General features: G+C 56.0%; 6 protein-coding genes. 3 read left to right on the top strand and 3 right to left on the bottom strand.

Features of this window, described 5'->3' with window-relative positions:
* A partial coding sequence (locus VGE80_RS03270; RefSeq protein ID WP_440591661.1) for a dicarboxylate/amino acid:cation symporter occupies nt 1-1,351 on the bottom strand: 1,351 nt, incomplete at its 3' end.
* A 238-nt stretch (nt 1,352-1,589) separates the two neighbouring features.
* On the opposite strand from VGE80_RS03270, the gene VGE80_RS03265 reads away from it, so the two are divergent.
* From VGE80_RS03265 to VGE80_RS03255, 3 genes are all read left to right on the top strand, one after another.
* Complete coding sequence (locus VGE80_RS03265) at nt 1,590-1,949, top strand: co-chaperone GroES (protein ID WP_373650731.1); 360 nt, start codon at nt 1,590-1,592, stop codon at nt 1,947-1,949.
* A 244-nt stretch (nt 1,950-2,193) separates the two neighbouring features.
* Nucleotides 2,194-4,347: a hypothetical protein gene (locus VGE80_RS03260; RefSeq protein ID WP_373650732.1), complete on the top strand. Its 2,154-nt coding sequence runs from the start codon at nt 2,194-2,196 to the stop codon at nt 4,345-4,347.
* Nucleotides 4,348-4,455: 108 nt separating this feature from the next.
* Nucleotides 4,456-5,421 (top strand): dihydrodipicolinate synthase family protein, encoded by a 966-nt coding sequence (locus tag VGE80_RS03255; RefSeq protein ID WP_440591660.1) that lies wholly within the window; start codon nt 4,456-4,458, stop codon nt 5,419-5,421.
* 475 nt (nt 5,422-5,896) lie between these two features.
* Here VGE80_RS03255 and VGE80_RS03250 read toward each other — a convergent pair whose 3' ends face one another.
* On the bottom strand, nt 5,897-7,507 hold the full coding sequence (locus VGE80_RS03250) for a CTP synthase (protein ID WP_440591659.1): 1,611 nt from the start codon (nt 7,505-7,507) through the stop codon (nt 5,897-5,899).
* A 79-nt stretch (nt 7,508-7,586) separates the two neighbouring features.
* Nucleotides 7,587-8,339: a 3-deoxy-manno-octulosonate cytidylyltransferase gene (gene kdsB / locus VGE80_RS03245; RefSeq protein WP_440591658.1), complete on the bottom strand. Its 753-nt coding sequence runs from the start codon at nt 8,337-8,339 to the stop codon at nt 7,587-7,589.
* Between the last annotated feature and the right edge of the window lie 6 nt (nt 8,340-8,345).

Below are 8,345 nucleotides of genomic sequence, written 5' to 3'. Positions count from 1 at the left end.
TCTCATGTGCGGGCTCTGACTTGGCGACGCACGTTGCGATGGCCAGGTCGCCGGTGACGTTCACGACTGTGCGGCACATATCGAGAATCCGGTCGACGCCGAGAATGATCCCAATCGATTCCCCGGGGATCCCCACAGAGTTCATGACGGCCACGATCAGCGGAAGTGAACCGCCCGGTACCCCTGCCGTGCCGATTCCCGCCAGCACAGACATCAACACGACTTTAAACTGTTGACTGGCGGTCAGCTCGATGCCCATGACCTGTGCCAGAAACAGGACGACCACCCCTTCAAACAGGGCCGTCCCGTTCTGATTGCCCGTGGCACCGACGGTGAGGACGAAATTCGAGATTCGTTTGGGAAGCCGAAGTTCCTCCGAAGCGACTTTCATCGCCGTTGGCAATGTGGCACTGGACGACGAAGTGCCGAAGGCAACGAGCATCGCTTCCGAGACGTTCGAAAAGAATTTCCAGGGGGAAATCCGGGCGAAGACAAACACCACAATGGAATAGACCACGACCAACTGGATTCCGAGACCCAGCAGGGCCGTCAGTACGAACCAGACGAGCGTCTTCAGAATGTCGAAGCCCAATTGAGCCGTCAGGGCAAAGACCAGGCATCCCGCACCGTAGGGGGCCAGTCTCATGGCAAAACTGATGACGGACATGGAGATGGCATAAAGGCCCTCCAGCCAGGAGACGAAGGTCTGCGTCTCGATCGGACGAGTCGTAATCGCCATCCCGCAGATGAGTGCGAAGACCATGACGGACAGCATCCCGTTCCCTTTGGAACTGCCATCGACGGCACCGACCATCTCTTGCAGGGGATTTTCGGGCAGCAGGTCGACAATCGTGTCACGAACGGGCTTGGCATCCTTCAGTTTGTTCATTTTTTCCGAGGCACTGCCCGAGTATTGGGTGATCAGCTTCTGCCGCTGGCCCTCTTCGAGTGCGTGTCCGGGACGAAGAACTCCTACGAGTCCCACACCGATCAGAACCGCAGCGGTCGAGAGGAGTCCGGTGAAACCAAGTGTCTTCAGCCCCATGCGGCCCAGTTTCTTGAGGTCACCAATTTCCACTACCGCCAGTGCCAGTGCCGAGAAGACCATGGGAAGCACGACCATGAACATAATCCGGAGGAAGATTTTTCCGACCGGTTCAACCCAGTAGATCAGCGTATCCAGCCAATCTTTCAGGCCGTTTTTGTTGGCGTCGCCGGGGACGCCCGCTTCGACGGTGGCCACCACATGGGCTGCGAGTCCGCCCAGAATTCCGACAAGCAAGCCAATCAGAATTTTCGTATGCAGCGGAAGGCCGTGCTGTTTATCCTCGTTGCGAAGATCGGTGGACATCGAGATCCTTTCGTAAAATTGACTTCAGCGAAGGAGGATACAGGTCGGTGCCGTGAAGGTCACGTCCAACGAGCATACTTCATCGCTTAAGTGATGCCGCAATTCAGATTGCGTCGTTTCCTGTCTCGCCATGGCAAGCAGCCGCCAAGCAAAAACCGCAATGCAACGAACTTCAATTCAGTTGCAATTCTGCGATAAAATTCGATATCAACTCAGCAAAACTGGAAAGAGGTGAGCATTGGACGAATACGTTGAACCAGTGGGAAAAAGGATTCTGATTCGTAAGGACGAGAGCCGTCAGGTGACTCGGGGAGGAATCGTTCTGCCCGACAACTCCGAGATTCCCACCATCACCGGACGGGTTGTCGAAATCAGCATTCAGATCGAACGGGACGATGATTTTCCTATTCGGAAATATGACAAAGTCATTTTCCATCCGAAACACGCCATCCCCGTTGACTTTGAACCGGACAATCTGCTGTTCGTTGTCCCCATTGAAGACGTGGTGGCGGTCTTCCGTCGCACCAAAGTGTCGAAAGTGCCGGACGAAGTTGACGACGAAATCGAGTCCTCGGATGAAATTCCAGACGAAGAATAAACTCAAAGTCGATCTTGCACACAATTTGCTTAGGGAAGGATTGTGTGTTCTGATGAACAGATCTAAATGATGTTTTGTTTCGTTTTCAGGGGTGATTTGCGGCGGGAAAGTAGACGCTTGCTTCTTCCTTCGACACTCGCGTTGTGAGATTTGCAGAAGCAGTATACACTCCTGATTACCGGTTGAATCACAGTATGGACGCTGGGCTCCCGGAATCAGGACACCTCTCATCGAATGGGTGGGTATGCGCTTTCAACTCTCGCAAACCACGCCGCCTCATCTGAATCGTCGACTGCAGCTCCGAATGTTGTCGTTCGTCGGATTGATGGCGATCATCATGTTCACCGTGGGTGCTGTGACCAAGCGCCCGGGTGTGAGCACGAAGCCGCAGGGGATCTCACCCGATTCGCTGAGCTTTGAGGTTCGTCGTGAAACGTTCGACTTGAAAGAGGGCGAGTTTATCGCTGCTCTCTCAGACGATCTTGCCACTTTGGAAGACCTGTCACCGGTCGCCGAAGAAGACCTCAGAGGTCAGTCGCCCAGGTCGAAATCCCTGGACGATCGGACGCCATTCACGACCCGCAGCAAAGAATCCAGGAAGGCCGGCCGGGAGAGCGGCAGTGATCCTGTTCCCTCGGGCAATCCATTAGCCCTTGATGTGGCCGACGAGTTTGGGGCACGTACCCCCTCGCGGTCGGTCAGTGATTTCGATCGAGTTCCTGCAACAGCCGCTCCTCCGGCGGTTGATGACTGGGCTCTCGACCCCGACTTCGCAGGTTCCGCCCCCGCGCGAAACGAACCAGAAAATTTCATCAGACCGATTCCACGGCACCGGAAGCCTCAGCAACTGGATAATTCGTTCGAAGATCTTCGCACGCCGCGCCTGACGACGGAACCCCCCCCCGCTCGAAGAGATGAACGTCTGCCTGCCCCCAGCAGTGTCGACGAGGGTGACGACTGGAATGTCGCTCCTCGCTCGCGACAGGTGAAACCTGCCAGCGGGCTGTCGACGCGTGGTCCCGCCTACGATCCAGACGAACGTCCGGCCGCACCGATTGAGCTCGGTCGCCGGGGGACAGTCACGCCGTTTCCTCCCAGCCAGCCAGAACCGGTTGATGCAGAAATTGCGAAACCTCGCATCGACAAACGATATCTGGACAGGGTCAAAGACAACGATATCGGAATTCGCAGCGACGAATCCGAAGCCTTCTTCTGGTTGCTGGATCATTCACGGCGGGTTCCTCCGTCCCAGCTGGAACGTGTCTCCAACAAGGATGTGCAGTACATCAATCTGATGACCGAACCAGATCGCTATCGTGGTGAACCGATTACGATCGAAGGGGATCTGTGGCGCCTGTACGAGCTGAAGGCCAATCGGAATTCGTACGGCGTGGCCAGGATGTATGAAGCGTGGATCTTCACCGGAGATTCCAGCAATCATCCGTTCCGCGTCGTCTGTACGAGTCTGCCCAGTGGCATTGAGCCGGGCGAAAATCTGCGGAAGCCTGTCCGCGTCACAGGATACTTCTTCAAGAAAGAAGGCTACCAGTCCAACGGTGGAGTCCACATTGCTCCGACGATTCTGGCACGACGCATTAACATCAACACCATGCCCAACGGAATTCCGTCTACCAGTGGAATTCTCCCCTACATGATCGGGGCCGTCATGGCGATCGGGCTGGCCGTGCTAGTGACGATTGTTGGATTCGCGATCAGCGACGGACGATCGTCGCGAGCGGGAATGGATCGATTACGACGTCACCCACAGATGTCTTTTGCGGGACTCAAGATTCCAGAAACCGTCTCTGTCGAATCGGCCCTGAAGCAATTGGCCGAACAGGAACGCAACGCTGCAGTGACGGGGGCGTATGGCCCCCTGGTCTCGCGACAATCCGTTCGGACGCAGACCCTCCGCGACCGCTCGCCCTCACGTCACCTGCAGGCAGAGGCAACACACCAGCAAAAGCGGCTTCAGACCGGTACACTGCAAGACTGGTCCAGCCGTCAGGCGGCGGCCCGAGCCGAAATCGAAGCGCTGGCTCAGACCCGAACGGCAACGAAGGCCGCCTCAGTCGAACGTGCGGATGAACTGGACGTCAATCGCCTCGATCCTGCTCGGAATGTACTTCAACGGGATCAGGCACTCAGCGAGATTTCCACTGTTGCCCCCGACAATGACGCGGTATCGTTCACTCTCGCTCCGACAATCGATCAGATGCGATTGAAGCACGAGACCGAGTCGCTCTGGCCAGGTGAAACGTTGACATCGGATATCGCAGAGCAGAGTCGACCCGCCGCAGCCTCCAACATCCCCGAAGCGTCGCAGGTTGAAGACGAATCCACAGACGACAGGGTACGTCGGAACCGGCGCAATTGGCGACGTGGAAAGTCGGCCTGACGGTCGCTGCATCGGAACGTCTGAAAGTAGATCTTACCTGGAACTGCCGGTCTTCTTTGTGCGCTCCGCTTGAAACGGAATTTAACGACACTCTTCGTGATTGCTCCCATGGTGTCAGTCGATCCCCTGAACCTGGTCCAGCCCCGGCGCAAAATCACTGGCGTCTCGGCCATCCTGCTGCCGTTTACTGAAGCGGGTGAAGTCGATTGGCTGGCCTTCGATCAGCACGTTTCCCGAACTGTCGAAGCGGGGCTGATTCCCGCCGTCAATATGGACACGGGCTATGTGAATTTGATCGATGACTCGACACGCAACTACGTGCTGAACAGGACGCACGACATTCTGGCAGGGCTTCCCTTCGTCGCAGGAGCGTTCGTCGCTGATCGAGAGGGCGATGCGTTCCAGTGCGATGCCTATCTCCAGCAGATCGAGTTCATCGAAGACCGGGGCGGACTGCCCATCGTTTTTCAATCCTATGGGCTGACGCGTCAGTCGAGTGAGAGAATCGTTGAGAGTTACGCGCAATTGGCTTCCGCCTGTGACCGCTTCCTGGCGTTCGAGCTGACGACCAGTCTGGCACCGTTTGGAGCAATCTACGATTTGCCCACTTTCGAAGGGGTGATGTCGATACCTCAATGCGTCGGGGTCAAGCACTCTTCATTTCGTCGGGAACCCGAATGGGAGCGACTGCAATTACGAAACGAGTCGCGGCCCGACTTTGTGATCTTCACGGGGAACGACTTCGCCATCGATATGGTCATGTACGGAAGTGACTACCTGCTGGGACTCAGCACCTTCGCGCCGGATTTGTTCGCGATGCGTGACAAATTTTGGGAAAACGGGGATCGCCGCTTCTATGAGCTGAATGACCAGTTGCAGTACCTGGGGCACTTCGCTTTCCGTCACCCATCCCCGGGATACAAGCACTCGGCGGCTCAGTTTCTCCATTTGCGCGGGTGGATTGGCACGGATCTGACCCACCCCTTCAGTGTGCAGCGACCCTCGTCAGATACCGAAATTCTGCAGGAAATTCAGGGGCGACTGGAACAATTTGTCGCAGACGTTTCCGCATAGCCAGGGATCGATCTGGTCCATTTTTTCGTTCCATCTTTTCTGAGCTGGGGCGATTGCGCTCACCAATCAGGAAACCTGGGATCGACTCCGAGAAAAGGATCAGGAGCGCGGGATTCAGCATGCCTCAAGCGACGGACGAGTTGTGTGGTCCTGAGGGTGACCGGGTTTACGAGACACAAGATGTCTTTGCCCGCGCAGATTTTTGACGACGCAAGCAATCGCGTGACTGCAATCAAGATCCGGATGCGGGTCGCGACGTGGGCGGAGTTGCAACCCGAAAGGGATTTTTGTCGCTTGCATGGGTTGATTGAGAACTTGGGCTATGGTGCCGCACGCAGGAAAACCTCTTGCTGCTGACCCCGCGAAGACGCGTCAACCTTGGCTACCCGCGGGTCGGGGAGTAAACAAAGCGGGGGAACCGCCTCATATTTTGAGAAGGTTCCCCGCATGCTTTACGCGCTGATTCCGGCGAAGGTTACTTTCGCGACTGGTGTCGCAGGAGTGCGGCTTCGATGAAACTGCGAAACATCGGATGCGGATGGTTAGGTTTGGATTTGAACTCTGGATGGAACTGCACTGCAGCGAACCAGGGATGGTCGGGAAGTTCAATGGCTTCCACAAGTGTGCCGCTGGGGCTGTTTCCACTGAGAGACATCCCACCTGCGATGAACCGTTCACGATACTCGGGGTTGAATTCGTAACGGTGGCGATGACGTTCTGAGATCTCGTTGGTTCCGTAGATCTTTGCCATCAACGAATCAGGAGCGAGCACGCATGGCTGTGCTCCGAGGCGCATCGTTGCCCCCTTCTTGTCGATGTTCCGCTGGTCCTCCAGCAGGCAGATCACCGGGTGGGGCGTAGCTGTGTCGAACTCGGTACTGTCGGCATCATCGAGACCGAGTTTGTGCCGGGCGTATTCGATCACGGCAACCTGCATCCCCAGACAGATTCCGAAGTAGGGGATGTTCTGTTCGCGGGCATATCGCACCGCCTGGATTTTCCCTTCAATTCCCCGGTGTCCAAATCCACCAGGGACGAGCAGACCATCGATACCTGCTAGAACAGAGGCGGCTTCCTGCTGTTCGAGTGACTCGGCTTCAATCCGTTTGACGATGACGCGGGTCGAATGCGAGAACCCGGCGTGATCCAGGGCTTCGTAGATCGATTTATAGGCGTCGCGATGTTCAATGTACTTGCCAACCACGGCAATGTTGACGTCGTGCAGCGGATTCTTGATCCGGTGAACAAGATCTTCCCAGTCATCCATTTCGGACTGACCTGCGGGAAGGTGCAGTTTCTCGAGAATCAGCTTATCCAGACCATATTCGACCAACCCGCAAGGAACTTCGTAGATCGAATATTCCTTGTCCTGTTCAACAATAACGGCACGTTTCTCCAGATTGCAGAAAAGGGCAATCTTGTCGGCGTTATCCTGACCGAGGTCGCGTTCCGTTCGCACGATCAGAATGTCAGGTTGAATACCAATCTGCCGCAGTTGCTGCACGCTGTGCTGGGTCGGTTTGGTTTTGAGCTCTTTTGCCGCTTTCAGATACGGGACGAGCGTCAAATGAATGAACAGACAGTTTTCTCGACCAATATCGAGTGGGAGCTGTCGAATTGCTTCAAAGAACGGCAAGCCTTCGATGTCGCCCACGGTGCCGCCCAGTTCGGTGATGACGACATCGACATCAGGACCGGCCAGACCGCGGACAGCAGCCTTGATTTCGTCGGTGATATGCGGCACGACCTGGACTGTCTTGCCCAGATACTTCCCTTCACGCTCTTTCTGGATCACTTTGGAATAGATCCGTCCGGACGTGTAGTTGGACTCGCGCGTCAGGGGGCTGTTGGTGAATCGCTCGTAGTGTCCCAGGTCGAGGTCTGTCTCTGAGCCGTCATCCAGGACGTAGACTTCGCCATGCTGAAAGGGGCTCATCGTCCCCGGATCAACATTGATGTACGGGTCGAGTTTCTGCATACGAACTTTGAGTCCACGTCGTTCGAGGATGGTCCCGATCGAAGCAGAAGTGAGGCCTTTACCGAGCGAGCTTACCACGCCGCCAGTGACAAAAATATGCTTGGTCATTATGAAACTTTGAAGGAAGGTCAGGCGGGGGAACGAAGGATGGATAAAGGGGGAATGATGAGTGCGATGAGAACCGGCTTCATTCCGCTGCTTTCATCCTCTGGACGAATCGAGCATAGTCCTCAGGTGTGTCGATGCCAACTGAGTGATGCTCAACAATTGCGACTTGGATCCGGGCACCCGCTTCCAACGCTCTTAATTGCTCAAGCTTCTCAAGTTGCTCCAGTCTTGATGGAGCCAATTGCGTCAGCCTGAGCAAAAAGTCGCGCCGGTATGCGTAGATACCAATGTGTAAGGTCCAGGGATGCTCGGCTTCCAGGACTTCTGCGGCTTCACGATCCCGACAAAACGGGATCGGGGCGCGACTGAAATACAGAGCCCGGCCGTCGGCACCCGTAACAACTTTGACGCAGGAAGTTGCCTGAACCTGTTCGAGGGACCGCATGGGTGTTCCCAGTGTGGCCATATCGGCATCAGGGAAGTCGATCAGTGCCTGGACCACGGCGTCGATGTTCGCGGGATTGATCTCGGGTTCGTCCCCCTGGATGTTGACGAAGATGTCACCGTCGGGGCAGCTTCGGCGTGCGACTTCAGCGATGCGATCGGTACCGCTCGGGTGTTCGCCGGTCATTTCCGACCGTCCACCGAAATGAGCGACGGTCCGTGCAATTTCGTCATCGTCTGCAGCGACGATCAAGTGGCTGAGACTGCGAGCCTGCGACGCCGAATTCCACGTGTATTGGAGCAGGGGACGCCCCGTTTCGGCCAGCAGTAACTTTCTTGGCAGGCGAGTCGAGTGCAAGCGGGCAGGGATGATTCCGTAAACCTTCATGATGCT

It is taken from the genome of Schlesneria sp., assembly GCF_036405755.1.
GTDB lineage: Bacteria > Planctomycetota > Planctomycetia > Planctomycetales > Planctomycetaceae > Schlesneria > Schlesneria sphaerica.
Note: the sequence above shows the minus strand (reverse complement) of the source record. Positions and strands in the feature narration are given on the sequence as shown.

What these genes read in the sequence shown, in the direction of transcription:
- VGE80_RS03260 (WP_373650732.1), top strand. Translation starts at nt 2,194, where the DNA reads ATGCGCTTTCAACTCTCGCAAACCACGCCGCCTCATCTGAATCGTCGA.
- kdsB (WP_440591658.1), bottom strand. Translation starts at nt 8,339, where the DNA reads ATGAAGGTTTACGGAATCATCCCTGCCCGCTTGCACTCGACTCGCCTG.
- VGE80_RS03250 (WP_440591659.1), bottom strand. Translation starts at nt 7,507, where the DNA reads ATGACCAAGCATATTTTTGTCACTGGCGGCGTGGTAAGCTCGCTCGGT.
- VGE80_RS03255 (WP_440591660.1), top strand. Translation starts at nt 4,456, where the DNA reads ATGGTGTCAGTCGATCCCCTGAACCTGGTCCAGCCCCGGCGCAAAATC.